Genomic DNA, 25,260 nt, shown 5'->3' on the forward strand with positions numbered 1-25,260 from the left:
ATGGTAGATATAATCCGTATTTCTCCATATTTCTCACGTCGGAAAAATGTAATGAAAAAAATGAGTCTGAATTTTGTTAATTTAGTCTATCTATAGGTAATTTTGTTGACGACTCGGATCCCAGTTTAATAGTTGTCGTAAAAAAAAAGAGAGATCGCATAGTATTCAAACAATGTTCAGAAAATTTTCGTAAGATACAACGAAATACGATCATTTATCACCGGTAACCCGGCTTCAAAATATCCAGAAATTTCCGCCCTTTCAAAAGTCTTATCAGGATATCGCGCGTAAAGAGAGATCATCCCAATTTGGGGAGGATTTTATGAAAACAAGCTGGAATGAAGCGGATTCTAACCAGCTAAAAGGTAGCTCCATAGCAGCATCTACTATTCTGGTTAGAATCCCTAACGTTTAGATGATGTTTTTTTCGTAAGGTTCCGATGAACAGTTCGAAATCTGATGAACCATTTGGATAGCGAAAAATCCTGAATGGCTCCTCTCATCCCCAAACTACATATTCTGCGGTTTCTGGATAGCGATGAGAAAGATTTGTTGCAGAAAAATGAGAAGCCACATTTATGGCTCGGGAACTTTTTTCCTTCGTGCCATAATACTCCTGACTATTATATCAGGGTCTTTCTCAAGGATCTTTTTCCGATCCTTTGTCCAGTTGCCGCTGCCCGTTTCATAAATCCGGGGGAACCGGATCGCATCGTCCGGCCCAAGTTTCTCAACCAGTACTTCAAGTCCTTCCTGCTGGATCTGGTGTAATGTTCTGGCGCTCTTCATAGTAATGAAAAATCTCCTGATGGATTGTTCAGGTACAGGACAACCTCAGTCATGGGAATTATAGTAACTCCAGAAAATTTTCAATGGAAAGATCCGCATCCTTGATGATGATCCTTAGTGTTCCCCGGGCAATTTCCGGATGATTGGGAACCGTCAGCGGGCGCCGGACCGGATGCCTGAGATGAATATGACTTCCTTTCTGGTCATTGATCGTGTAGCCGAGTTTGCCAAGGGCTTTCACAACGTCCTTACCGGAAAGGATGGGAAGTTTGTCCGTCATATATCAACGGCAACGAAAGTCTCTTTTGTACCCGGGCGGTGATAGAGAGGGATGCCATCGCGTGCAAGTGCGGAAAGGTGCAGTTCGATGGCTTCAGCAATATTTTTCTTGGCCTCCTCTTCGGTCTTTCCCTGGGAGATACAGCCCGGGAGTGCCGGTACGGTGACGATGAACCAGCCATCCTCATCCTGCTCAATGGCTATTTTGAAATCCATGTCTGCACCCCAAATCGTATACAAATATTTGGTTTTGATATATAAGAGGCTTCATCAGGTTTCAACAATCTGAATCTCCTCGTCCGTCAGCTCGTACAGCTCGTACACCAGCTTATCGAAGGTAGCATCTGGTGTCTCAACAATCAGTACGAACTATTCGGAATTTCCGAATAGTTGATTTTTGGGATTGATATGCGCAATTTTTGCGCAATACGCGCAATGAGGAAAAAACAGCTACCAGTACAAAACGGTTTTTAGATTTTCCCTGTACGATCATTTATCGGTTTACGTGGGGAATACTAAAAACAGGAATGCTATGAAGATTTATCTGGATGTTTGCTGCTTGTGCCGGCCGTTCGATAATCATAGTGAGACAAGAGTCCGACTGGAAACGGAAGCAATCCTTTCGATCCTCAAACGTTGTTCTCTTGACTGGGAGCTGGTAACCAGTACTGCGGTCCTGTATGAGATCGGACTTATCGGAGATCCTGCGAAACGATCGCACGCATTGCGTCTGGTTCAGCGGGCTCGTGAGACGATCCGGGTTGATGATAACCTGCTGTCACGGGCAGAAGAATTTGAGAATCTCGGTGTTATGGGTATGGATGCAGTTCATATTGCCTGCGCTGAAAAAGCCGGGGCGGTACTGCTCACAACCGATGATGCTCTGGTAAAGATTATGATGAAGAATGCACCACGTACATCTGTGTGTGCAGATAATCCGCTGCACTGGTTGATGGAGGTGAATCATCATGGGGAGTAAAACGATAGCAAAGATCCAGAGTGAAGGATACGATGCCCTTGTTAATGCACTCGGGCCGGAGGATGCGATACGGTTCATCCGGAGTTTTGATCCCGGCAGTGGCGACTACACCCAGGACCGGAAAAAATATCTTAAGAAAATGACCGTAAAACAGATTGGAAAAGAAATTCTCGAATTGCAGAAATCGCTCTGAAGATTTCAGCCAGTCTCTTTTTTTATTATAACTTCCCTTCCACAATCGCAATCTCCTCTTCGGTCAGCCCGTACAACTCGTACACCAGCTTGTCAATCGCCGCATCCGTTGCCTCGATCTGCCGCTGGAGTAGCGTCTTGTCGTGATCGGTAGACGATTGCGTTAGAAACTTTATACGCTCCATCCGCGATTTTTTCATATCGCAATGCCCGGTGCACGAAGAGAATCACCCGAATCCCCGGCTGATTGTGCCGCGCATTGTGACCACTCAATGGGGTTAAGGGGGTGGGATTAGTTCGTCACAGCCCCCGGCCCGCATTGTTGTTGTGGTCTGGACGATCATACCCCCTACCATCTGGGGGTAAAGAGGTTCACGAGAGACCTCCGTTCCGCCACTGTCAGAGCCGTCCCGAGAATGCTCGTGCCAGCACCGTTTGTATCAGCGCCTCCGCCCGTTTCGTCGCCATCCCCCTAAATTGAATCAAGATAGGTTACATGAGAAATATTGGTGTAACGGACAATGGCCTCTTTTTGCCGGATGATGTGTTTGTAATCTCCGGTAACGAAATCCAACTCCGCTACTGTGACGCCAACATGGTGGGCGTCTAATAATATTGTGATATCTGGTGGATCTTCAATTGCCGATTCCAGATTCTTTCTGGTGTTCGGATATTCGTTATCCCGAGTGTGAATCTTGAGGAGGGTAGATTTTTTCAAAGAATTTAATCGTTCCTCACAATCGATCTCATATCGACGCTCGGCTTTCCGGATCTTTCTGATCATCTCTTTAACGTCATGCTCATATCTTCCAGCCAAATCCTGGATGATCTCAAGAATCTTCCATTTCTCACTGACCGCTTCACAGTACAAGTCCGCGGGAGAATATTGGTCCTTTGTCAGAAGAGAGATTGCGGTATAAAATTCGTTTTTAATGTCCCGGAACACTGTTCTACATCTTCCCGCCCCACCTTCGCCAAAACACTCGTGCCATACTGATGTGCTGGAATGTTTCACTCCCCGTAGTTCGATCACTTTTTTCGCCTGGGTTCCCCATTGATCACCGCAAAGGAAATAGAAACCAATGAGGACGTTACTGTCTAAAAAGTAAGGCAACGTTACGCCTCATTACCTGATCGTTCAAAATGATCCCGGGATAAGTGGTTCAATTTTGCCACAAGGCCGTCAATTTCCCGGTCTTCATCCTGCCCTGCCTTCCATTTTTTTAACAGGGATTTACGCAATTTCTCAAGACCCGATTCATATTTCGGAAGAATATTCTCAATAAACCGGGAGTTCCAGTGCTGAATTAATTTCGGAGACAGATTTTCGTTCTGAAGTATCCGGAGATCATGACAGAAAAAGTTCCAGAAATTATCTGACATCTGAAATATCTTTTTCTCTTCGTAATCGAGAGTTATGCGAATTGTATCATCCCATTCAAGATAGGTGTTGTAAATCTGTTCCATATCATCCTGCGGGAAAACCCTGAGTGAGGCATCCAGAAAAGATTCAATTTTTTCCTGCTCATCGTTCTCGAATGAAAATGATGCTGGATCCTGCATCCGCTCTGAATTTTTAAGAGTTTCCAGGTACGGGATAAATTTCCGGTTGAAGACTCTCTGGAACTCGTACGGAGCTTTTGCGTAGACATCATCCAGAAGAAGATCCACATACCCCTTCTTGAAATAACCATTCGGTTGCCGGTAATACTGAACTAAACTGATAATATTCTCTTCAACCGTTTCCTTCAAATCACCGGGAATTGATGACTTCGGGACGGTCATCATTCTCCTGCTTGAACGGTCTGAAGTGATGTAGTATTCTCGGGGATGTCCTACATCCTCCTCGAACTGGTGCTCTTCGATTAAGGAACCCTGAAGGTACCAGAAATAGGGTAACTTCAGATCGATTGCATCTGCCATTAGTTGCTTATGCAGCAGAAAAATCGTCTTGTTGAATGCGGTCGCCCCGAAAAAAGTACCCCCTTCCGGATTTGCTTCATGCAGTAAGCGTTCTATAGAATATTTCAGCAGGGGGTTCTTTACCAAAAGGCGTCTCCAAATTATTTGGTTACTTACATATTTGAGTGGGGTTATTAAAGTTTTTGTTGTTCGATGTGAAAGTGCAAATTCATAGGATTGACCGTTGGGAAGTGATCGAGATTAATGTTTCCCGCAAACATCATCGAAAAAACCTGCTTATTTCTTCTCCAGTATTCGCGGTCCGTCATAACTTCCCGGCAAACGCCTTCCCCAGCACCGCCTGCGTCATCCGCTCGCAGCGCCGGCCCGCCGCAGCAACCTCCCGATCAATCGCATCCGCACGCTCGAACAGCATGCTAACACGTCGGACGACCTCGTGCTGCTCGGCAAGGGGCGCGAGAGGGATTTTATAATTTTTAATTTGAGTTAGATTTAACCGAGGTCTTGCAACCCCATGAACGGATTCCATCGTTTGTGTACAAAGTTCTGGTTCATTAATTGCATAGACTAAAAATTCGACCAAAGCTAAATCAGAATTTGGTTTGAATCTAATACAATCGGCCTTGACAATCGCGGGACCAATTCCATCAGGGATGATACAAGCACGAGGGATTGGATCTCCAAGCAATCCTATTGCAATTTCTCCGGAAAAAATTTGATTTTTCAACAAAGTTTCAAAATGTGATTGAGAAATATGAGTTTTTATATCGATGAATGCCCCTTCACTAATATTTTGAAGTCTAATCACTCTCGGACCCGTATGAGAATAATGCTCAGTCTTCAAATTAGATCCAAATGGACCATCAGTCATCGCATTTTTTTCAAATGCTGCAAGTGTCTCTAACTTGGCCCAACACCAACTCTCGGGAATCTCAAAAGATATTTCAAAATCTGGTGAATCTTCAGCGATTTTTGTTCTCTTTTGAATTATTTTTAAAGTGATTTCGTCACGTAGTTTTTTGTAAGTATTTTCAAGTGTTTTTGATGAGGTTTCAATATTCGGATGATCTCCTCTCCACCCCTCCGTCAACCTCCCGCTGCACGCGGCCGCCAGCACCGCCTGCCGGAACTTTTTCATGATCAACGGCACCCGGTTCAATCGTTCGCGGGCGGTGTTGATCTGCGTCAGGAGGGCTTCGACATGGGCAACGATGCGCTGCTGTTCGGTAAGTGGAGGCAAGATGATAGGAATATTTTTTACAATTGTTTGGGTTATCAACGGCTGGGTACTTCCTGTTGATAGTTCATTCCAATCTATTGTACGAAGATAATTCGACAGAAATGGAAGCAATATTTTTTCATTCGGTTTTAAGACAAGTGTGTTATCTGTAACCCACGTATTTGTATGATAAACATTCAAAGACCCCGCAGATCCAACTCGACCTAGTGTGATGATTGGAGGCAGAAAATTAAATTCGTCGGACCATCCAATTGGCCCTCCTGCTCCAGCAACAGGATATGGTCTATCCGGGGTTTTCGAATATTCTGAATTTTTTATTGATTTGCCGCTTGTGATGGATATTAAATCCCCAATTCTTTCAAGTGTCCACCCATCAGGGATTTCAGGCTCATTTAATGGTCGAAGTGAGTCAGATGAATTAGATTGAATGGGTTTCATCGCTTCCCTTCACTCGCCGCCGAATCCCCGTTCCCGTTCTCCAGCAGCACGACAACCTTCTGCAGCTCATCCACCGCCGCCCGCAGTTCCTCGATTGCCTCAACAGCCAGCTCCTCCGGCTCCGGCAGCGAATCCGCATCATCGAGAGTGTTATCTGTGAGCCACTTCAGCGAATCAATTTTGTAGTTCTTCTCTTTAACTTCGCTGATGTGGAACGAGTGCCAGCGATCCTCTTTTGAATCCGCTGAGTTGCGCTTCGAGCCGCCGTTCGGGTCAGCGCCGTATAATTTCTCAAACTCCGTGAAATATGCCGGTGTCAGGGGCCGGTCCTTCTTCGTGATGCCCGGCACGTTTGTCCGGCCATCGTACACCCAGATCGTTTCGGTGGAGTAGCCCTTGGTGAAGAAGAGCACGTTCGTCTTCGTGCCCGGGGAATAGGGTGTGAAGGTGCCGTTCGGGAGCCTCAGGATCGTATGCAGGTTGCAGTCCTCGGTCAGCACCTTGAAGACCTCGCCGGCCTGGTCGGCAAAGAGGACGTTGTCCGGCACCACGACCGCAGCCCGTCCGCCGGGTTTTAAGATCGTGATAACGTGCTGCACGAAGTTGAGCTGCTTGTTGGACGTGGAGATCGTGAAGTCCTCGCGGTCCGGTGCCTGGTTCGCGCCCTTCGTGCCGAACGGGGGATTGGTCAGCACGACATCGAAGCGCTGGCTGTCCGGGTTCTCGTAGATCGAGTCGCCGAATTTGATCACGGGCTCGACATTGTGCAGGAAGAGGTTCATCAGCGCAAGCCGGCGCGGGCGGGCAACAAGTTCCTGACCAAAGTAGGTTTTGCCCGTCATTACGCGGAGCGCCACATCGCGTTCCAGCGCCCCGCCCTTTGTCTGCTCCAGCAGCCACTCGTACGAACAGACAAGGAACCCGCCGGTCCCGCACGCTGGATCGCAGATCGTGAAGTCCGCCTTCTTCCGGGGATCGGGTTTCATGCACCGGACAATCGACTGGATCAGGATACGCGGGGTAAAATATTGGCCGGCTCCCTTCTTCCCCTCGCTCGCCGCTTTCTCTAAGAGACCTTCGAACGCCTCGCCCTTCACATCGATGTCGAGTTCAGTCCACTCGGTTTCGTCAATCAGGCCGATGAGACGTTTCAGGTTCACCGGGTTCGTGAACCGCGATAGGGCCCCGGCAAAAATATCGCCAAGCAGTCCCTTCTGCGTCCCGAGCTTCCGCAGGACATCTACGTAGGTATCCGTCAGGTCGGTCCCGGACTTATCGATGAGCGTCTTCCAGTCGCAGCCATCGGGAAGTTTTACGTTCCGCTCATCTGCCATCTTGATGAAGAGGAGATACGTGATCTGCTCGATATAATCCCCGTAATCGATCCCGTCATGACGCAGGGTGTGGCAGAATCCCCACAACTTCTGAACAATATCACTCACGCTGCAATCGCCTCATTCCACTGCCGGATCAGATCAGGCAGCTGCCCGGAAAAGATCCGGTTCGCTTTGTTCCATCCGCCTTCATTGGAAAAGATCGGGATGATATCAAAGTCGCTCTTACTGATTGAGAGATTCGCAATTAAATGTTCACGGATTTTGTCCAGCCACTGCTGCTGGTCCGGTGTCAGTGACATGGCGTAGGCCATCTTGTCAAAGACCCGGTGGATTCGCTGTTCCGCGGTACAGAGCGGTTCTTCCTCGCGGGCCGCGTGCTTCACCATCGAGATGATATCCACGAGCGCCTTGTTGTACCGCACCTTGTGCGCCATCTGGAGGTTCTCGACCGTGAAGCGGTACCGGCTTGCCGCCAGTTTCTGCCGCAGCTCGGACAGCGCATCCGTCCCCCAGTCTTTCGGCCGGTCCAGCAGGATCCGGATCGCTTCGATATGTTCCGGGTTCTCCTTCACGAATGTTGAGAATGTAGTCAGATAATCCTCCGGCTTGTATTCAGTACCTGCCGAATCCCGGAAAATATACCGGGAACTCACTTCATCCGTATTCTCATACGCGACAATCAGCGAGCGCGGGGGCCGGGGATAATGGAGAAGCAGATCCGAAAATTCAGGATTCCGGAGAATGGCCATCGTTGCCGGGAAATCCTCATGAAGTCGTGCAGGGAGTCCCGCGGCAAATCGTTTCAGATCTCCGGAGGGAATATACGCAGCAAACAAATCCCGGGCCTCGCCGCTCATCTCCTTATCGATCCGCTGGAGCCGGCGCACCAGCACCCGGGTATTGTACTCCCGGTCCCGGTTATCCCAGATATCCTTGATCACCTGCGTAATCGACCGCGTCTCTTTCTCGGGCGGCTCTGCGGTGATACCGGTTGCCTGCCGGAAATATTCAAGAAGCGTTCCGCCAAAACAATCGAAGACAACGAAGTGGGATTTGTCCGGGCACCGCTCGCCCTTCCGGGTTCCCCGGCCCAGCATCTGCTCGAAAAGGATACGCGATTTCACCGGCCGCAAAAAGACGATGAATTCCAGGTCCGGAATATCGACACCGGTCGAGAGCATATCCACTGTCACCACAACGGCCGGCATCGGGCGGTTCCGGAACTCGCGGATATGCTGGAGCGGACGATCCACTTTGCCGGTAATTTTCTGGACAAACGAATCGCCTTTCCCGAACACGTCCCGCGCGAGATCCACGAGCTGGTCAGCATGGGACATATGGGAGAGATCGTTCACGGCAAAGATCAGGGTTTTGGGGAACCGGCCGAACCGCTCCTCATGCTCTTCTGCATACTTCCGGATTTCGGAGAGGATCTTCCGGTTGGAATCCGGTGATGTGATCGTCCGTTCAACTTCCGCAGTATCGAACAGCCGTTCATCTTCAAGGTGATCGTACGATTGCAGGCCCGTTGTTGCATCGATGACCCCGACCTCCTCCCCGGCCTTCAAGAAGATCCCGTTCATCCTCACGTTTGAATCAAGGGCGACCGCATCGTAATCGACAAGGAACCCCTCCCGCACGGCCCGGGCATAATCGTACTTGAACACGATCTCCCGGAAGTATGCCATCGTGTGTGCGGCCGGCGTTGCCGTCAAACCGATCTTGATCGCATCAAAATGATCGAGCGTCCTGCGCCAGACTGATTGATCCGCAGCCGTATATCCCCGGTGACATTCGTCCGCGATGATTAAATCAAATGCATGGATGGGGATGTTCATCTGCTCTGCGTCCTCATCGATTGGTTCATCGTCACCACCAAAGACAGCGCTCCGCCCAAAAAGGTTGATCGTCATCCGCTGGATAGTGCAGACATAGACAAATGCATGGCCGGGTTTGGGCTCCAGAAGATAATTTGACGGAAGGACTTTGGGATCGAATTTTTCATCCTCCTCGAAATCTTCGCGGAAGAACCGCTGGCTGTACACTTCGTACGACCGGTCGAACTTCAGTCCGGGACGGGCCTCAAAAGAAGCAAATGCCTTGACCGCCTGTGCAGCAAGAGCCCGCCGGTCCACAAGGAAGAGAATCCGTTTTGCAACACCGGATTCCATAAGACGAAAGATCTGGTTGACCATCGTGTAGGTCTTCCCGGTCCCGGTCGCCATGGCAACGAGCATCTGTCTCTTGCGATCCCGGATGGCCTGCTCGATAGCAGCATTTGCATCTGCCTGATAAGGACGGATCAGGGGATGAGCGTTCTCCCACCCAGCGAGGCGCTGGCAGGACGCATCGAACGTATCGCGGAGCCGTTCCAAAAGTGCATCGGGCGTATGGAATTTTGCCACAACCCGTGATCTGTTTAACGGGTTACGGAGATCGTGATACCAGATGATCTCGCCGTTTGTGGAATAGATGAACGGGACACGGAATCCGGAAAAATTGAAAGGACTCCCTTTGATTCCCTCAGCATAACGCTCGGCCTGGGTCAGGACATTCTGCGGACCAAGTGAGACTTTCTTTGCTTCCACCACCGCAACGATCTTCCCGTCAAGGCAAAGGGCATAATCGGCCGGTCCGTTGTCCGTGGGATATTCTTCAAGAGCGCATTTGTTATACTGGGAAAGGTTCATGCCGTTTTCATACCGGATTACCTTCCAGTTGGCAGCTTTCAGTAAGGGATCGATCCGTTTCTTTCGTGTTGCTGCTTCACGTTCTTCGGTCATATCCGTGGGCTGTCGGTAATGTATGAGATTATAAAAACAGAATCATTATGTGTTGTGGTTTGTTTGCCTCTGCCCGGGTGATGGGAAAAAATAAAGAAAAACTTGTCAGGTTTTTGAATTGGAACTCAAACCTTCATTTTGATGATGAGGTTCTCCCTCCATGCTTTGCATGGAGTCGCTCGGGGGAGTCGAAGACTTGTGTCTTCTCCAATCGAACCTCGCTGATGCGACGCTCGATTTCTACCGACCCCTCGCTGGGCAACGGCCTTGATCGTACAGGTGTTAATGTGTTTCTCGTGTGATGCTCGTATCATTGAGACAAAAAAATTTTCACACGCAAAGGCTCGGAAAAAAAATTGACGGATTCGATCGATCTGATTCGATGGATCAAACATGATCACCGATCGCGATAAATATTTTTAGCAGCATCCGGAAAAATTTTTCGAAAAATTTCCGGCTCGCAAAAAAATTTTCAAAACATTTTTTGTAAACAAAATCTCACATCACTGCATCACCCAATACCCTCCGGCAACCCCCCTCCTCTCGTCATAAAACACCCCCTCCAGAACCCCCTTTTTCCGGATCAGCAACTCTTGGAATCCGGGCACTCGAAGAACCCTGAAAGGTTCTTCTCAAGCCCTGATTCCTGATGGAATCCGGGCCCGATACGTGCCCCGTTCACCTGTTTTTTCCCATCCGGGTTCTATATGGGCCCGGAATAAGATCCGCCGACCCCCTGTTTGGGTCATTCCTCCTGGAGGTTTTTGCAGAACAGGGGGTCCGGCAGATCTTCACGATTTGTCATCAGAACTGGGTTATCACAACGGTGAACACCTGTTCTCCGTCGGAGCCCGCACTGCCGGCAGGGAGCCGGACTACCTAAAACCAATCTCCTCGTATAGAGCTCCGATTTCGAATCCGGGTTCATTTTGAGAAACCGACTTTTGGAGGATCGCACTTTTTCGCGAATTACAGTACCTGGATTTTTAACGAATGAATATTAGGGGGTTTTTTCCCTTAACGGAGCAGGATATACCCCGGAAAAATGCCAATATAGGCACTCCCGGTTCAACGATCACGGATTTTTCCTGGCATGGGCACGCTAAACGAACTGGCAGGAGGATGTTCCGGATGACTTCCGCCAGAGACCATCCCCATAAGTCCAATCTCTCTTATAATCGCTCCGTTTTCGGATCGGAGCCCATTTTGAAAAACGGTTTTTCCGGAAGTCGCATTTTTTCGCGAATTACAGTATCTCATTTGGAAAATACTGATATTTTGCCTGTATTTTCACGAACGGCGTCTATTTCTGCCCCTAAAAATTAACTAAATAGTGCCCTTCCAGCGGCCGATCGCTCTTTTTTTGCATGGGGAGTACGCGAAACGAAAAGAAAGGGGGTTTTGCCATGAGCGAGTACTGACGGTACACCCTTCCTGGCACGACGGTACGGCGACACCCGGTCCTCATCAGTAACAGATGTCCCTTTCCAGTATTCAGGATCATGAAATGCAGAGCACGAGGCTTCACTGCCCATGACCCGGTTTCCCCATAAACACCGGTAAAAATTTTACTGGCACAAAAAACCGGAGAAAAAAAATTTGGAGAAAAAATTTTGTTGAAACAAAAAGAAAAAATCATCCGGAAAAACCGGCCAACCTGTTTTCAGTGTCGTTCCTCCTAAAGAAAATTATTAATAGTAAACTATAGTCATCACTGTAAAGGATTCCCGCGTAAGTATGTTCCAGGTCCTGTATGTTGATGATGAGCCCGAGCCGCTCCAGATCGGCAAGATCTTCCTTGAGCGACACGGGAAGTTCCGTGTCGATACAGCGGCCTCTGCTTCTGAAGGCTTGAAACTCCTGGAGTCCGGGGACTATGAAGCTATTGTGTCCGATTACCAGATGCCGGTCATGGACGGGATTACGTTCTTAAAAAAGATCCGGGCTTCCGGTAATACCATCCCGTTTATCATCTTTACCGGCAAGGGCCGGGAGGAGATTGTCATCCAGGCCCTCAATGAAGGGGCGGATTTCTACCTCCAGAAAGGGGGCGAGGCAAAGTCGCAGTTTGCGGAACTCGCGCACAAGATCCGGCATGCGGTTGAGCTCCGGAGGGCTGACCGGAAAGTCTCCGACCAGAAACGCATCCAGGCAGATATCCTCAACTTCCTGCCCGATGCAACCTTTGCCATCAACACGGAAGGGATCGTGATTGCATGGAACCGGGCCATGGAGAACCTGACCGGGATCCCCGCGTCCGGAATTGTCGGGAAGGGCGGTTATGCATACGCTAAGCCCTTCTACCAGGAAGAACACCCGATGCTGATCGACCTTGTGCTGAACAACGACCCGGCATTAAAGGCCCACTATCCTTTCATCAAACGGAACGGAAACATCCTGTATGCCGAGGTCACGGTGCCGGGTTTCAGCGAGGGCCGGGATGCCCTGTTATGGTTTACTGCATCTCCCCTGTATGATAATGCAGGAACAATAATTGGGGCGATCGAATCGATCCGGGATGTCACGGACCGGAAGGTTGTCAGGGACGCCCTCCAGCGGGAGAAAGAGTTCTTCGATGCGGTCATCGACTGCATCCCCAATATCTTCTTTGTCCTGGACCGGGATGCAAAATTTATCCGGACCAACCGGTTCATAGAAGAATCGCTCGGAAAATCCGGGGAAGCGATAGTCGACATGAATGCGCTCGCGTTTATTGTAGAAGAGGACCGGCATGCAGCTGAGAATGCTATCAGGGAAATATTCTCCACCGGGTCGGGAGAAATACGCGTTCATCTGAAGGGAAAGGACAATGTTGTGAAGGACTATCGCCTGCGCGGCAGCCGGCTGGTTGTCGGGGAGGAAACGTACGTTGTCGGGACTGGTGTCGAAGTAAAACCAGAAAAACCCTGCTGAAAAAAGGGAAAAAAGAAGTGTTATTCTGCTGCCGCAGTAGTCGTTGCCGTTGCATTGGCAGTCTCGTTTACCGCCGCCGTGGTCTTTACCGGAACCGGGATTTTGGTGGCCGTTGGTGTGGGAGTCGGGGTAGCTGTCGGCCGTAAGTCAGTCTGGATCTCGACTACGCCTTTTGGCGAAACCGTGGATTTCTGCTCAACTATTTCACCGTCTTTCCAGATCTCAACCGTCAGCCTGTCACCGGAGCCGTCCAGTTTCTGGATCGAGGCGATCACGATTCCCACGTTCACCGGGATCTGGAGGACATTCTCGCCTTCGCCGGCAATGGTAGTGGACCCACCGGCAACACCATAGATACCGTTGTATTCGCCATCATAGATGATGTGGATCCAGACGTTCTGGTCCGGGACAATCATCTTGCCGCCGGCAGGACTGGTTGACCCGGCCGGTATCTCCGTGGGTTCAACGGCAGGAGTGGTTGCTGTCGGGATAACCGTCATCGCAGGTGTGGAGGGGGTGGGAGTGGCAATCGTTGTAGGCACAGGGGTTGGTTCAGGTGTTGTCGTGACTGCTGGTCCCCCGCCAAGCGGGTTTGCGAAGATGAAGACCGCCGCGATGATGAGGACGATTACCAGCGCAACGGCACCCACGATCACGATCTTTTTCTTCCCGCCGGGGGCTGCCGGAACAGGCGGCGCGGGCGGGACGGGGGGAGCCTGCGGTGTTGCGGCTGGTGCTCCTTCCGGTTGTGCCGGGATCGAGATCTGCCCTTCGACCGGGCCGCCCGCAGAACCAAGTACCGGCCAGTTCACACCGGGAGTCGGGGATTCAGTTGCGGGCGCTTCAGGTTCAGCAGCAGGTTCCGGTGAAGATGCCTGCTGCTCCGGCCCGGCCTCTTCCGTATCGTGAGGCTGGTACACCTGCTTAGGCACCAGCGGGTAGGGCTGGGTCCGCGGCACCGAGTCCTCGATGAGCGGCTCGATTGAGTGGATGACTTCTTCGATGGGGCGCTCCTTCTTGTCGCCCTGCGCGGTTGCCGGCCGGGGCTGCACCTGGATCTGGGGGACGGAGGGCTGCGGGGCAGGCATGGCAGCGATGTGTGCGTCAAGTTCCGCGTCGGTCACCACCGGTGTGCCGCACTTGTTGCAGAACGCGGAGTCCGGGGGCACGCGGCTGCCGCACTTGTTGCAGAACGAGCCCGTGGGAAGGCTTGTAGTCTCCACGGGCTTCGGGATGGCCGGGGGGGCATCGATGATCTTCTTGATCGGGCCCGGGCGGGCGATCTCGATCTTCTTTTTTGCGGAGGGGGCCGGAACGTTTGCTTGTGCCGCATGCGCGGGAGACGGCCGCTCATCGGCGCTTTGGGAATAGATATCCTCCGGGGCCGGCTGGTCGGGCATGATCGGGTGCTGCCCGGCCGAAGCGATGTTCTGCTTCAGTGCCTTGATCCACTCATCGCGCTCGCGCCTGCGGTCCCCGCCGCTTGTCTTCGAGAACGTGAGGATCATCTGGCGGGTTGCGCCCGTTGTGGTGATGATGGAGAGGGTGATGGTGGGGTCGCGGATGGCATTCTCTCCGGCTTCGGTGTCGCGCAGGGTGGCGAGCAGGATCTCCTGCGGTGCGATCAGGTGCTTCTTGCTGTCAACAAGAATGAGCCTGCGTGTCGTGAGCACCGCTTCGAACGAAACGGACTTCACCTTGACATTCTGTGCATTGAGGACGATCGATTCGTCACTGTAGAGGTTGGGATATGCCATGCGACCACAATCCTGAATATATCTGCGTCCTATGGATAAAAAAAGGATATGGGCGAAATACCAAAATGGGACGTGTTCCTGTGCTTCAGAGCAACTCCCGCCCGTTCATGTACGGACGGAGCACTTCCGGTATGACAACCGAGCCGTCTTCCTGCTGGTTGTTCTCGAGGATCGCCCGCAGCACGCGGGAGGTGGCAATGGCTGTTGAGTTGAGGGTGTGCACGTGCTGTTTTAACTCAAAGTCGCTCTTGTCCCGGACCCGTATATTAAGCCGGACGGCCTGATAACTCGTGCAGTTCGAGCAGGAGACAACCTCCTTGTACGCGTTCTCGCGCGGCATCCAGACCTCGATGTCGTACTTCTTTGCCGCGACTGTGCCGATGTCGCCCGTGCAGATGTTCACGATATGGTAGGGAAGAGAGAGCCCCTGGAAGATCTCCTCGGCATTGGCGAGCAGTTCTTCGTGGATCGTCCAGGAGTCCTCCGGCTTGCAGAAGACGAACTGCTCGACCTTGGTGAACTGGTGGACCCGGAACAGGCCCTTTGTGTCAAGACCGTGGGCGCCGATCTCGCGCCGGAAACAGGGAGAGATGCCGGCAAGCCGGAGCGGGAGATCTTTTTCCTCGAAGATCTCGTCCTGGTACATGGCGCCGAGGGGGTGCTCGCTCGTTGCGATCAGGTACGCGTCGTCGCCATCGATCTTGTACATCACTTTCTCGAAGTCACCGAGATCGGTCACGCCCTCGTAGGAGGTACGGTTGATCATGTAAGGCGGGATGACGGGCGTGTAGCCTTTCTTCTCTAAAAGATCGATTGCGTAGCGCTGGAGCGCCATGTCGAGGAGCACGAGGTTCCCTTTCAGGAAATAGAACCCGGCACCCGAAGTCTTCGCTGCCCGTTCGAAATCTGCCCAGCCCTTTTCGGAGGCGAGCTGACCGTGGTTCTTCACCTCAAAGGAGAAGGTGCGGGGAGTCCCGACCCGCTTCACCTCAACGTTTTCGGTATCGTCTTTCCCCACCGGGACGCTCTCGTGCAGGATGTTGGGCAGGCGCATCTGGATCTCCCGCATCCGGGTCCGGATCTCCTCCTGCTCAGAATCGTGATCTTTGATCTTCTTCGGGAGCAAGGCGGCCTCTTCCATCAGCGGTTTTGCATCCTCGCCTGCCTTCTTTGCCGCATTGATGTCCCTTGCAATGGTGTTTCTCCGCTGGCGGAGCTGGTCAGTCTCCACTTTGAGTTCGCGGGATCGGGCGTCCTTTGCAAGCAGCTCATCAACCCATGCAAGCTTTTCTAGGTCGTTTCTTTTTGTGAGATCTGCCTTCACCACATCCGGGCTGGCCCGTACGAACTTTATGTCAAGCATCGGGAATTCTCCGCTCCTGCCTTGTTATTACCAACAGGTTTGTTTCGATCTCATTTATCGGCTTTCCCTTGCGGTCTGCCCGTCCGCTTTATCAGCTCCCGTGTATAACAGAACGCTGATACGAAATGGCCGATTTTACGTTCATCTGCAAAAACCTGAAAGGCACTGCACCGGGGAAAGGGCAGGAGTCCGGCATCGGCACCTGTGCAAAAAACCTGGAGACCGGTGAATACTGCATTGCAGACTCCGCAGAATCGGCTGCGGAAGGAAAACGCCTCTGCCCGGCTGCGGATTATTTGAAGATCCTCTCGATCAGGAAGCGGAAATAGTTCCGCACAATCCCTGGTTTTCCGTGAGTGCCGGGCCGGTTACGCACTCCGGACTTTATACTCGAAAACCTGGTCAATAACCGTGTATTCCTCGCCCGAATAATACCGGACAACCACTTCGAGCCGGTCCACCTTCTCGGTTCCCTGCAGCTCAATCCTGCTGCCGATCTGGATAGGCTTGAAGGAGCCGGTCAGGACTTCGCCATCGGAACGGGTGAGCCGGACGAAGATTTCCCGCACCCCGTACTGGCCCTTGCCTCCCATGTACTCGACCGAGATCATCTTTGTCCGCGGGTCGCGTTCTGTCTGCAGGACAATGTCCAGGTGCGCGGGGAGAGTCTGTGTGGGGCCGGGCACGAGCGAGATGTCTCCGGCTGGTGCGTCCGGTACCGCGGTCGTTACTGTGGTAGCTGCCACCGTGACTGGTGAGAGAGTCGTTTCAGGGACCACCTCAGGTGGAACAACGGGCTGGGATGAAACAACGGGGAGGGAGAGGATGCCGGAAAAGATGAGGACAGCACCGGCAAGGATGAGAACGATGATGAGTGCAATCATCCCGGTCCCCAGCCCGAGGCGCGCGACAAGGCCATGCGCCTGCCCGGGCGGGATGGTCTTTTTCGCAGGAGACATCGGCGTTTTTTGGGCAGGTCGTGATTCCGGTTTTTCCACGGGCTCATGAGCGGTCCATGGATCTTCCGAAATGTTCTCCGGGATGTCAGGTGTCTTCGCGTTCTCCGGTTCATGCGGGGGCGGTGACTCTTTGCTTACCGGCGCCCGGGATTTCTTTACCGGTGTTTTTTTGGGAGATTCTGCAACAGGTTTGTCCTTTGTGCTCCCGATCATTGCCCCGCACGAGGGGCAGAAGCGCGATCCCGGCTCAAGGAGCGTTCCGCAGAGAGAGCAGGAGGGTGGTGGGGCGATCCGCGCGCCGCAGGCCTCGCAGAAGGGCTTGTCTGATGGTGCCGGTGCATTGCACCGCGGGCAGGATATCAGGGTACCCGGCTCATCCTTCTTGCGCGACCATGGCAGTTTCATGCTGATCCGACCTTACCTGTTATAAAAACCCTGTACTTCCGGTTTCCCGCCTATCAGTTAAAACCATCCGTACCCGGGACGCGGTGGGATGACCGGGAAGGCAATAGTCTATGTGGGGGGACACCGTACCCCATGTACCATGAAGATCGCGGTCTGCGGCAAGGGCGGTGTGGGGAAAACCTTCCTTGCCGGGAGCCTTGCCGCCCACTTTGCCTCCACCGGCCGGCCGGTCATTGCCATCGATGCAGACTCCTCCCCCAACCTTGCCCTCACGCTCGGGCTCACGCAGGAAGAGGCATCGCGGATCCAGCCGGTTGCCGAGAACGAGGAACTGATCCGCGTCAAGACTGCCACCGATCACCCGGGTGTTTTCCGGCTCTCGTTCTCGGTGGACGACATCATCGCGAAGTACGCGGTGCAGACGCCGTCCGGCGCACACCTGCTTGTGATGGGGACTATTAAGGCTGCGGGAACGGGCTGCACCTGCCCCGCCCACTCAGTTGTCCGGGCCCTGATGCGCCATCTTGTTGTCGAGCGAAACGAAGTTGTTATTCTTGATATGGAAGCCGGCATCGAGCATCTTGGCCGGGGCACTGCCGCGCGTGTCGATGTCCTGCTCGCGGTCTCGGATGCAAACAAAAAATCGCTCCTGACTGCGGCCACGATCTGCCGGCTTGCAAACGAGGCGGGAATTCCGGTGGCAGGTATTGTTGCAAACCGGAATGCAACGCCAAAAGAGGAGGAAATCGTGCGTGCATTCGCAGAGGAGAACGGCATTGTACTCCTGGGCAGTGTGCCGTACGATCCGGCAGTCAGGGAAGCCGGCATAACAGGCGAACCTGCCGTTCCCGGGCAATCCCCAGCATGGAATGCCGTGCGCGAACTTGCCGGTGCTCTGGAAAAGGCGAAAAGGCCGGAAGACAAATCACGTCAAACCGGAACAACGGGGTGACCGCATGAAGACAATCGTGACCATGGGGCGGGGCGGGACCGGCAAGACAACGTTTGTCGCGCTCATGGCAAAATATCTCATTGAATCGGGCAATGGCCCGATCCTTCTCGTTGATGCCGATCCGGACCAGAACCTTGCCGAGATGGTGGGCGTTGATCTCGAAGCGGCCGGGAAGAAGACCATTGCGGAACTTTTGTCGGAGACCTTCATCCAGCAGGGCGGGACAACGGTTGGCATCCCCCCCTCGAAACGGATCGAGAACCGGATCTGGCAGGAAGGGCTCTATGAAGGGGATCAGTTCGACCTCTTCTCGGTAGGGACAAAATGGGTCGAGGGGTGCTACTGCCTGCCGGACGCGGCGCTCAAGAACGCGCTCTCCTCAATTACACGCCAGTACACGTATATCCTTATCGACTCCCCGGGCGGCCTTGAACACCTGAACCGGAAGATTGCAAGCACTGTCGATATCATCTTCGATGTCATGGGCCCGTCGTCCAAGTCTTTTGCCCATGTCCGGCGGGCGCACCGGGTCATCAGCGAGGTCGGGATCCGGTTCGACCGTTTTTTTGTCATCGGGGGGTATGGCTTCACGAATGATCCGGATCCCGGGGCGCTTGCGGGACTCGGCCTCCCCTATATCGGCCGGATCGCGCAGGACGAAACGATTGCGCAGATGGTGCTTCGTGGAGAGTGCCTGCTTGATACTCCTGCTGGTTCGCCGGCGTACCGGTCGGTAAAGATGATTATTCAACAGGTGCTGCGACCGTAGTTTTGGATTATCTCACTCGCAAAAGATCCATTCTTCCCGGGAAATACCCGCCTGGCGAAGAATTCTTACCTGGAGATCCACGCTGATTTCCGTACGGTGTGGGTTGGGGATCGTAAGGACGAGATCTCCACGGATCATGTAGGGATGTTTCCCTCCGTGATACGGCCCGTCAAAATCGAACACCCGGAGTTTTCTGATAAGTTCTGTCCACGAAATGGGAGTGAGTTTATGCCCGGACACTTTGATCCAGCCTTACTACTTCCTCAATGGTACAATTATCAATGGGTGGGATGGAAAGTCCACGGCGGAGCCTGACTATGATCCAGCCATCAACGACTTCCTTAAGGTTTGCCCTGCAGTCTTCAAGGGTTTTCCCGGTGGCGTACACTCCTTTTAGTTCCGGGATCTCACCGTAATAGGGTTCTTCGTCTTCGATGAGCTCGTACCGGGCATGGGCAAGCGCCCGTTCAATATATTCCAGGATCATCTGTTCACTCCTCTCCGGAGAGCCCGGATTATCTTTTTGGATGATGGTGATGTTTGCATGATAAACTAATAAAAACTGTTCCTGTGCTGAAATAGACCGAAATGTTGCCATCTTATCAGGCCGTTTTTCCTCGTGATGGGTTCTTCAGAAACCGGCGTTGATGAGATGGATTGGACGAATTCTGCTGATGAAAAGGTGGTAAAATACTATTATCAAAATGAGTGTTTGTTTGTCCGGATATCAATACACCAGCAGGAAATAGGCCATCGCAGTCGTGATAAACGCCCCGACAATGATGATGATTGCCACCGGCACGAGGAACCCCATCATCGCGTTGACGGTTGACGCGATCTGGGAGATGCGCTGGGAGCCAAAAACAACAATGTCCCGGCACCATGCGGTTGTGCCGGCAGAACAGGCCGGGGCGGAATCTGCCAGGGCTTCACGCACTGCCTCCTCGACATACGGATAAAATGCATTGACCGGCACTTTCAAGCCAACCTGGTTCCGGCCGGAGACCGTGTTCACCACGTGCGTGTCAGTGGTCATGACCTCGCATTCATCGACAAGGGAAAGCAGGCGCCGGCGGATCTCGTCGCGGGCGCCCGTATGCATGTTATTGCCGTCAAAGAGGACGTACGCGGTCTTCTGGCTACCGGCCGTGATAACGAGGATCTGGACGCCCAAGTCGCCGAACCCGTCTGCCCGGGACCAGGGAAGCTTCCGGTGGGCATAACCGGCCAGGAACGGCACCTGTTCTTTCTGCGCCGTGCCGGAAAATGCGTCCTCTGCTGCTGCGAGATATTCCATGCCGAGCGGAGTCCCGGAATAGACCCCGTCCGCGAGCGCGTCCATACAGTTGTGGGCATCGACAAAACCGACATGACGGAACTGCTTTTCACCGGCTTTCATGATCGTGAACCCCATGGCAAAGTCAAGGTCTTCTGTGACCAGAGGGGACCGGGTTGCAACAGCAATGACCGTATCGCCGAATGCCTGCGCCATGACCTCAACCGATCCCTGCCGGTACCTGCCGGCTTTCGTGCAGCGGTCGGTGGTGCAGGTTTTCGGGCGGGAGGCAAGGACAGCAGCGCCGACCTTTCTCACTTCGGTCTCATCGACCGGGTTGAAGTCATGCGACGCTGCTCCGTGCAGGACCATTGCAGCGCCGCCTATCTGTCCGTGAAGGATCTTTGGCAGGTTGCTGCCCCCTATCTCCCCAAGGGGACCCGGGTGGACATTAGGGATAGTGACAAAAATCTCCTCCTTTCCATCACGCTGGAGCACGAGGGAGACCTGGGGCACAACAACACTCTGCCCGATGCTCCGGAAGAAATCGTCGAGTTTCCTGCTCCCTTCGGAGAGGTGGAGGAGGAACGCGTTCACCAGTTCGAGAGGACCGACCTTGAAGTTGGCCTTCATCGGGCGCTCGACAATGATGATGAAGGCAAAGACGCCGACGGCGAAGCTGATGTGGAGCAGGACCGAGACCTGCACAAACCACATGCCGAGGAACGGTGCTGCTCCAAGGATTGCGATGCCGGAGTGGAGGAACGCGGGGACAACCACCTTCCTGAGATGGAAGTCGACAACGGCGGCAAGGAGGAGCATCCGGAATGCGAAGACAAGGGCAAGCGAGACCGCAAAGAAGAGCGCAAACGAGAACCGGAAGAGGAGGATGGGCGAGAGCGAGACAAAGAGCGAGATGATGAGGCCAAGAGCTGCTGTCAGACCCGACCAGCCATAATCGAGTTTTCCGCCGAACCTCCGCGCAAGCCAGGGAGTGATCGCAAGAGCCGCCAGCGCCGGGATAAGGTACGCGGCAATGGGGAAAAGATTGGGGTTGGAAAAGGCTTTCTCGCTGCCAAGGATCGACATGATCTCGACGCAGCCGCAGAGCAGGAGGATGAGCGCGAGTGACCGGACCCAGGATGGGCTGGTCACGATATACTGGGAAAGCGACTCAAGCTTAAGGTCCATCTCACCGGACATTATGAAATTCTCCTGCGCAGGTCATGGCATTCATGGTTATCCTGATGGGAGAGTACGGTGTCAGGGAATATAAGAACGCGGGATGAGATCCCGGGATTTCATGAAGTCATACCGAAACGCCTTTGCTGTTTCCCCCGGGATACATAAAAAGGCATCCGCCATGACCAATGCAGAAGGATTTCTGGGTATCATTATCCTCCTTGACATTACCTTTTTCCTGGCCGGGATCTGTCTCCTGACTGGAATGTACCTGGTGCTGGAAAGAATCTCCTGCCGTCCTGCACAAATTGCGCTCCCCTTCATTGTCATGACCGGGGGATATCTTGCATTTATGAATGCAGACGCTTCCATGCTCCTTGCCACAACACTGGCTGCCGGAATTCCGGCAGCGGTCATGTTGATGGCCATGTTCGTGTATCAAAAACGACAAGGACTGCCGTCTTACAAACATATCCTCATCAGCAACACGCTTGTGTCGCTGGCCGGTGCGTTCCTCCCCTTCCTTCTGGTCTGGTCCGGGCTCTCGATGAAACCGGCAATCTTCTGGCATACCCCGTTCACCAACGGGATACTGTATGGTTTTGCCATGGCCCTGTTCCTCGTAGTTGCGGGTCTTGTAATCTGCATCATGAGCCGCTCGGACAAGGCTTCGAAAACCGTTGACGAAGGGAAATAACCGGTGGGTGGGGACCGAATGCTACCGCGTCCCGCCCGGTGCCCCTCACCTGAACTGTTCCAATACACTTATTTTACCCATATCACAATGTATAGTTGAACTTTTGGGGGATTACTTCGGTGAGCCGGAAGAGTGTCAGCGTCAGTATCAAAGAGATCGATTCAGATCTTGCACGGTTCCGCGATCTCAACATCACAATCGGCGCGATCACCCGTGAGCGGTGGGATGAACCAATGGGCCCGTCTCCCTTTCCGTCGCTCACAACACTCCGCCCGTGGGATCGCCTGCTTCTTTCCCGTTATAAGCCATTTTATATGCCGTTTTGCGATCTCTGCTGCCTCTGTACGTACGGGAAGTGCGATCTTACCGGCACAAAGAAAGGTGCCTGCGGGATCTCCATGCCCGCCCAGCAGTCCCGGGTGGTTCTCCTTTCAGCCTGTATCGGTGCCGCCACCCACACGAGCCATGCCCGCGAGATCCTTACGCACACGATCGATACATTCGGCCGCGACTGCCCGGTCAATCCCGGGGGAACTGCGGTTGAGGTGGAAGCGCCCATCACCCGGCTTGTCTGCGGCATAAAACCGGAGACGCTTGGCGACCTTGAACCGGTGCTTGATTATTGCGAGAACCAGCTGACGCAGCTCCTCGCTGTCACCCATACGGGACAGGAAGGGAACAGTCTTGATTTTGAGTCCAAGGTCTTCCATACCGGCATGATCGACCATCTCGGCATGGAAGTTGCAGACCTTGCGCAGGTCTCTGCGCTCGGTTTCCCGAAGGCAGAACCCGAAGCCCCGCTTGCCGATCTCGGCCTCGGGACCATTGATGCAAAAAAACCGGTCATCCTTGTCATCGGGCATAATGTTCCCCCGGCGGCTGCCATCATCGATTACCTCCGCGAACATGACAATGCCGGTGATGTCGAGGTGACCGGTATCTGCTGCACGTCGCTTGACCTGACACGGTACGCCCCGAAAGCAAAGATCGTCGGCCCGATCTCCTGGCAGCTCCGCTATATCCGGAGCGGGGTGCCGGATGTGATCGTTGTCGATGAGCAGTGCATCCGTACGGACACGCTTACCGAGGCAGAGAAGATTCATGCCCCCCTTATCGCAACAAGCGAGAAGAACTGCCTGGGCCTGCCCGATATGACGCATGAGCCGGCAGATGCAATCGTGGCAGCGTTTGTCCACGGGGACGTGACGGGAGCGCTCATCCTTGACCCGGAGAAGGTCGGGGAGGTCGCATCCCGGGTTGCCCTCGCTCTTCATCCCAAACGGAAGAAGCACGGGAGCATGCCGACAAAACACAAGATCGCCGAGATGGCAAAAAAGTGCACGCTCTGCATGCAGTGCCGGCGGGCCTGTCCCAATGACCTGCCGGTTGCACAGGCGGTCAAGCTGGCTGCTTCTGAGAATCTCTCCGGCCTTGACGAACTCTATGATGACTGCCTTGGCTGCGGCAGGTGCGAATCCGCGTGCAAACAGAAACTCCCCATCCACAGTCTCATTGTCAGTGCGGCAGAAAAACAGACCCGCGATGAGACCTACTGCCTCCGGACCGGGCGGGGGGCCATCCAGGACATCGAGATCCGGAAGGTGGGAGGTCCGATCGTGCTCGGGGAGATCCCGGGTATCGTCGCTTTTGTCGGCTGCGCCAATTACCCCAAAGGGTCGCGCGAAGTGGCCGATATGGTTACTGAATTTGCAAAAAGGCGCTATATCGTATGCACCTCCGGGTGCGCAGCAATGTCGGCCGGCATGTCCCGCAACGAAGAGGGAAAGACGGTATACGAGCAGTTCTCCGGGGCATTCGAGGCCGGCGGGGTGGTCAATGTCGGCTCCTGCGTATCGAATGCCCATATCTCGGGAGCGGCCATCAAGATCGCCAGCATTTTTGCAAAGAGACCCCTGAGGGGGAACTACGAGGAGATCGCTGATTACGTGTACAACCGTGTCGGTGCCGTAGGCGTGGCATGGGGCGCCATGTCCCAGAAGGCAGCCTCGATTGCTGCAGGCTTCTGGCGGCTTGGCATCCCGGTTGTCGTCGGCCCGCATGGCACGAAGTACCGCCGGATGCTGCTTGGCCGGGCAGACCGAGGAGACGACTGGATGGTGTATGATGCCCGGTCCGGCGAGAGCGTGTACGGCGGGCCGGTGCCCGAGCACCTCTTCATTGCCGCAGAGACCAAGGAGGAGGCGATGGTGCTGATCGCCAAGCTTGCCATGCGGCCAAACGACACGAGCAAGGGCCGGGCGAACAAGCTTGCCAACTATATCGACCTTCACAAGCGGTATGTCGGCGGCATTCCGGGAGACGTGTACCGCCTTGTCAGGACACCGGCCGACATCCCCCTGACCCTGAAGGACGAAGTGGATGCACACCTCGCGGAGCATGACTGGAAAGAATCATCAATCCCCGATCCCACGCTGCTCTCCCGCATGGTGCACGCAAAGAAGGTGGCCTGATCATGCCGATGACGGATGCCTGGCAGACTGCCGAGATCCCCGGCCCCAAGAAGGCCTCGCTCATCCTCAAGCCGGATATCGCTGATGCCCTGATCAGCCGCGCCAAGCGCCCGATCATGATCGTAGGTCATGGTATTGTCGAGTATGAGGTTGACGGGAAACCGATGATCGAGTGCCTGATTGCCCTTGCGCGGAAGGCGGTCATTCCGGTTGTTGTGTCGGCAAGCACTAACCGGGAGTTTCTCTCCCGCGAGTTCGAGCCTGCGGCGATCATGTCCGCCGTCGAGATCAGCAGCAGGCTCACCGACCCGGAATGGAAAGGCCTCGACGGCAAGGAACCGTACGACCTTGCCATATTCGTCGGCCTTCCGTACTCCATGGAGTGGACGATCCTTTCGGGGCTCAAGCATTTTGCACCGAATGTCAAGACCATGACCTTCGACTGCGTGTACCAGCCCAATGCAAGCTGGTCATTCCCGAACAGTACTATTAAAGACTGGGCAGCGAACCTGAAGGGTATTGTCGAGAACCTCGAGGACTAGGGCGCGGAGCATAC

The 25,260-nt window shown here is 53.6% G+C and carries 24 protein-coding genes; 9 read left to right on the forward strand and 15 right to left on the reverse strand.

The features are described 5' to 3' along the window. Window positions 1–576: 576 nt before the first annotated feature. From PHF39_RS00005 to PHF39_RS00015, 3 genes are read right to left on the reverse strand one after another with little or no spacing between them, the layout of a single operon-like run. The gene (locus tag PHF39_RS00005; RefSeq protein ID WP_300218791.1) at window positions 577–789 is read right to left on the reverse strand and encodes a hypothetical protein; all 213 of its coding nucleotides are present in this window, start codon (window positions 787–789) and stop codon (window positions 577–579) included. A gap of 58 nt (window positions 790–847) precedes the next feature. Then, on the reverse strand, window positions 848–1,069 hold the full coding sequence (locus tag PHF39_RS00010) for a type II toxin-antitoxin system HicA family toxin (protein WP_300218793.1): 222 nt from the start codon (window positions 1,067–1,069) through the stop codon (window positions 848–850). Next, window positions 1,066–1,284 carry a type II toxin-antitoxin system HicB family antitoxin gene (locus PHF39_RS00015; protein WP_300218795.1) on the reverse strand — a complete coding sequence of 73 codons (219 nt, stop codon included), beginning with the start codon at window positions 1,282–1,284 and terminating at the stop codon, window positions 1,066–1,068. Before PHF39_RS00015 ends, PHF39_RS00010 begins: the two co-directional genes overlap by 4 nt. A 316-nt stretch (window positions 1,285–1,600) precedes the next feature. Here PHF39_RS00015 and PHF39_RS00020 point away from each other — a divergent pair, with 316 nt between their 5' ends. Further along, window positions 1,601–2,047, forward strand: a complete 447-nt coding sequence (locus PHF39_RS00020; RefSeq protein ID WP_300218797.1) for a PIN domain-containing protein — start codon at window positions 1,601–1,603, stop codon at window positions 2,045–2,047. Beyond that, window positions 2,037–2,240, forward strand: coding sequence for a hypothetical protein (locus tag PHF39_RS00025; protein WP_300218798.1), 204 nt, complete (start codon window positions 2,037–2,039; stop codon window positions 2,238–2,240). Before PHF39_RS00020 ends, PHF39_RS00025 begins: the two co-directional genes overlap by 11 nt. 25 nt (window positions 2,241–2,265) lie before the next feature. Here the strand turns inward: PHF39_RS00025 and PHF39_RS00030 are convergent, their stop codons facing one another. The 6 genes from PHF39_RS00030 to PHF39_RS00055 form a co-directional block, all read right to left on the reverse strand. Beyond that, entirely contained in the window at window positions 2,266–2,439 is a 174-nt protein-coding gene (locus PHF39_RS00030) for a hypothetical protein (RefSeq protein WP_300218800.1), read from the reverse strand. Window positions 2,440–2,711: 272 nt separating this feature from the next. Beyond that, window positions 2,712–3,272 carry a hypothetical protein gene (locus tag PHF39_RS00035; protein WP_300218801.1) on the reverse strand — a complete coding sequence of 187 codons (561 nt, stop codon included), beginning with the start codon at window positions 3,270–3,272 and terminating at the stop codon, window positions 2,712–2,714. An 83-nt stretch (window positions 3,273–3,355) separates the two neighbouring features. After that, window positions 3,356–4,162, reverse strand: a complete 807-nt coding sequence (locus tag PHF39_RS00040) for a hypothetical protein (protein WP_300218802.1) — start codon at window positions 4,160–4,162, stop codon at window positions 3,356–3,358. Between the two features lie 304 nt (window positions 4,163–4,466). Next, window positions 4,467–5,840 (reverse strand): restriction endonuclease subunit S, encoded by a 1,374-nt coding sequence (locus PHF39_RS00045; protein WP_300218804.1) that lies wholly within the window; start codon window positions 5,838–5,840, stop codon window positions 4,467–4,469. Continuing rightward, the gene (locus PHF39_RS00050) at window positions 5,837–7,282 is read right to left on the reverse strand and encodes a class I SAM-dependent DNA methyltransferase (protein ID WP_300218805.1); all 1,446 of its coding nucleotides are present in this window, start codon (window positions 7,280–7,282) and stop codon (window positions 5,837–5,839) included. The genes PHF39_RS00045 and PHF39_RS00050 overlap by 4 nt, the downstream gene beginning before the upstream one ends. After that, on the reverse strand, window positions 7,279–9,960 hold the full coding sequence (locus PHF39_RS00055; RefSeq protein WP_300218807.1) for a DEAD/DEAH box helicase family protein: 2,682 nt from the start codon (window positions 9,958–9,960) through the stop codon (window positions 7,279–7,281). The genes PHF39_RS00050 and PHF39_RS00055 overlap by 4 nt, the downstream gene beginning before the upstream one ends. A 1,737-nt stretch (window positions 9,961–11,697) precedes the next feature. Here PHF39_RS00055 and PHF39_RS00060 point away from each other — a divergent pair. Next, window positions 11,698–12,873 carry a response regulator gene (locus tag PHF39_RS00060; protein WP_300218809.1) on the forward strand — a complete coding sequence of 392 codons (1,176 nt, stop codon included), beginning with the start codon at window positions 11,698–11,700 and terminating at the stop codon, window positions 12,871–12,873. A 20-nt stretch (window positions 12,874–12,893) separates the two neighbouring features. Here PHF39_RS00060 and PHF39_RS00065 read toward each other — a convergent pair whose 3' ends face one another. Continuing rightward, entirely contained in the window at window positions 12,894–14,630 is a 1,737-nt protein-coding gene (locus tag PHF39_RS00065; RefSeq protein WP_300218811.1) for a zinc ribbon domain-containing protein, read from the reverse strand. Window positions 14,631–14,715: 85 nt separating this feature from the next. Next, window positions 14,716–15,993 carry a serine--tRNA ligase gene (gene serS / locus PHF39_RS00070; RefSeq protein WP_300218813.1) on the reverse strand — a complete coding sequence of 426 codons (1,278 nt, stop codon included), beginning with the start codon at window positions 15,991–15,993 and terminating at the stop codon, window positions 14,716–14,718. Window positions 15,994–16,118: 125 nt separating this feature from the next. On the opposite strand from serS, the gene PHF39_RS00075 reads away from it, so the two are divergent. After that, entirely contained in the window at window positions 16,119–16,322 is a 204-nt protein-coding gene (locus tag PHF39_RS00075) for a hypothetical protein (protein ID WP_300218815.1), read from the forward strand. Window positions 16,323–16,361: 39 nt separating this feature from the next. Here PHF39_RS00075 and PHF39_RS00080 read toward each other — a convergent pair whose 3' ends face one another. Further along, window positions 16,362–17,357 (reverse strand): zinc ribbon domain-containing protein, encoded by a 996-nt coding sequence (locus PHF39_RS00080; RefSeq protein ID WP_300218816.1) that lies wholly within the window; start codon window positions 17,355–17,357, stop codon window positions 16,362–16,364. Between the two features lie 88 nt (window positions 17,358–17,445). Between PHF39_RS00080 and PHF39_RS00085 the strand changes: the two genes are divergently transcribed. Continuing rightward, the gene (locus tag PHF39_RS00085; protein WP_300218817.1) at window positions 17,446–18,309 is read left to right on the forward strand and encodes an AAA family ATPase; all 864 of its coding nucleotides are present in this window, start codon (window positions 17,446–17,448) and stop codon (window positions 18,307–18,309) included. A gap of 4 nt (window positions 18,310–18,313) precedes the next feature. Next, window positions 18,314–19,078, forward strand: coding sequence for an AAA family ATPase (locus PHF39_RS00090; RefSeq protein WP_300218819.1), 765 nt, complete (start codon window positions 18,314–18,316; stop codon window positions 19,076–19,078). Between the two features lie 12 nt (window positions 19,079–19,090). On the opposite strand, the gene PHF39_RS13900 is transcribed toward PHF39_RS00090, so the two are convergent. The 3 genes from PHF39_RS13900 to PHF39_RS00100 all read right to left on the reverse strand — a co-directional run bounded on the left by PHF39_RS13900 (window position 19,091) and on the right by PHF39_RS00100 (window position 21,557). Further along, window positions 19,091–19,318 carry a type II toxin-antitoxin system HicA family toxin gene (locus PHF39_RS13900; protein ID WP_366144126.1) on the reverse strand — a complete coding sequence of 76 codons (228 nt, stop codon included), beginning with the start codon at window positions 19,316–19,318 and terminating at the stop codon, window positions 19,091–19,093. Next, window positions 19,305–19,565 carry a type II toxin-antitoxin system HicB family antitoxin gene (locus PHF39_RS00095; protein ID WP_300218821.1) on the reverse strand — a complete coding sequence of 87 codons (261 nt, stop codon included), beginning with the start codon at window positions 19,563–19,565 and terminating at the stop codon, window positions 19,305–19,307. Before PHF39_RS00095 ends, PHF39_RS13900 begins: the two co-directional genes overlap by 14 nt. Before the next feature lie 240 nt (window positions 19,566–19,805). Beyond that, complete coding sequence (locus PHF39_RS00100; protein WP_300218823.1) at window positions 19,806–21,557, reverse strand: DUF2070 family protein; 1,752 nt, start codon at window positions 21,555–21,557, stop codon at window positions 19,806–19,808. Between the two features lie 100 nt (window positions 21,558–21,657). Here PHF39_RS00100 and PHF39_RS00105 point away from each other — a divergent pair, with 100 nt between their 5' ends. From PHF39_RS00105 to cdhB, 3 genes are all read left to right on the forward strand, one after another. After that, entirely contained in the window at window positions 21,658–22,233 is a 576-nt protein-coding gene (locus tag PHF39_RS00105; protein WP_300218825.1) for a hypothetical protein, read from the forward strand. 119 nt (window positions 22,234–22,352) lie between these two features. Then, the gene (cdhA, locus tag PHF39_RS00110; RefSeq protein WP_300218827.1) at window positions 22,353–24,704 is read left to right on the forward strand and encodes a CO dehydrogenase/acetyl-CoA synthase complex subunit alpha; all 2,352 of its coding nucleotides are present in this window, start codon (window positions 22,353–22,355) and stop codon (window positions 24,702–24,704) included. Window positions 24,705–24,706: 2 nt separating this feature from the next. Next, window positions 24,707–25,246, forward strand: coding sequence for a CO dehydrogenase/acetyl-CoA synthase complex subunit epsilon (gene cdhB / locus PHF39_RS00115; RefSeq protein WP_300218829.1), 540 nt, complete (start codon window positions 24,707–24,709; stop codon window positions 25,244–25,246). Window positions 25,247–25,260 lie beyond the last annotated feature (14 nt).

It is taken from the genome of Methanoregula sp., assembly GCF_028712425.1.
Taxonomy (GTDB): domain Archaea; phylum Halobacteriota; class Methanomicrobia; order Methanomicrobiales; family Methanospirillaceae; genus Methanoregula.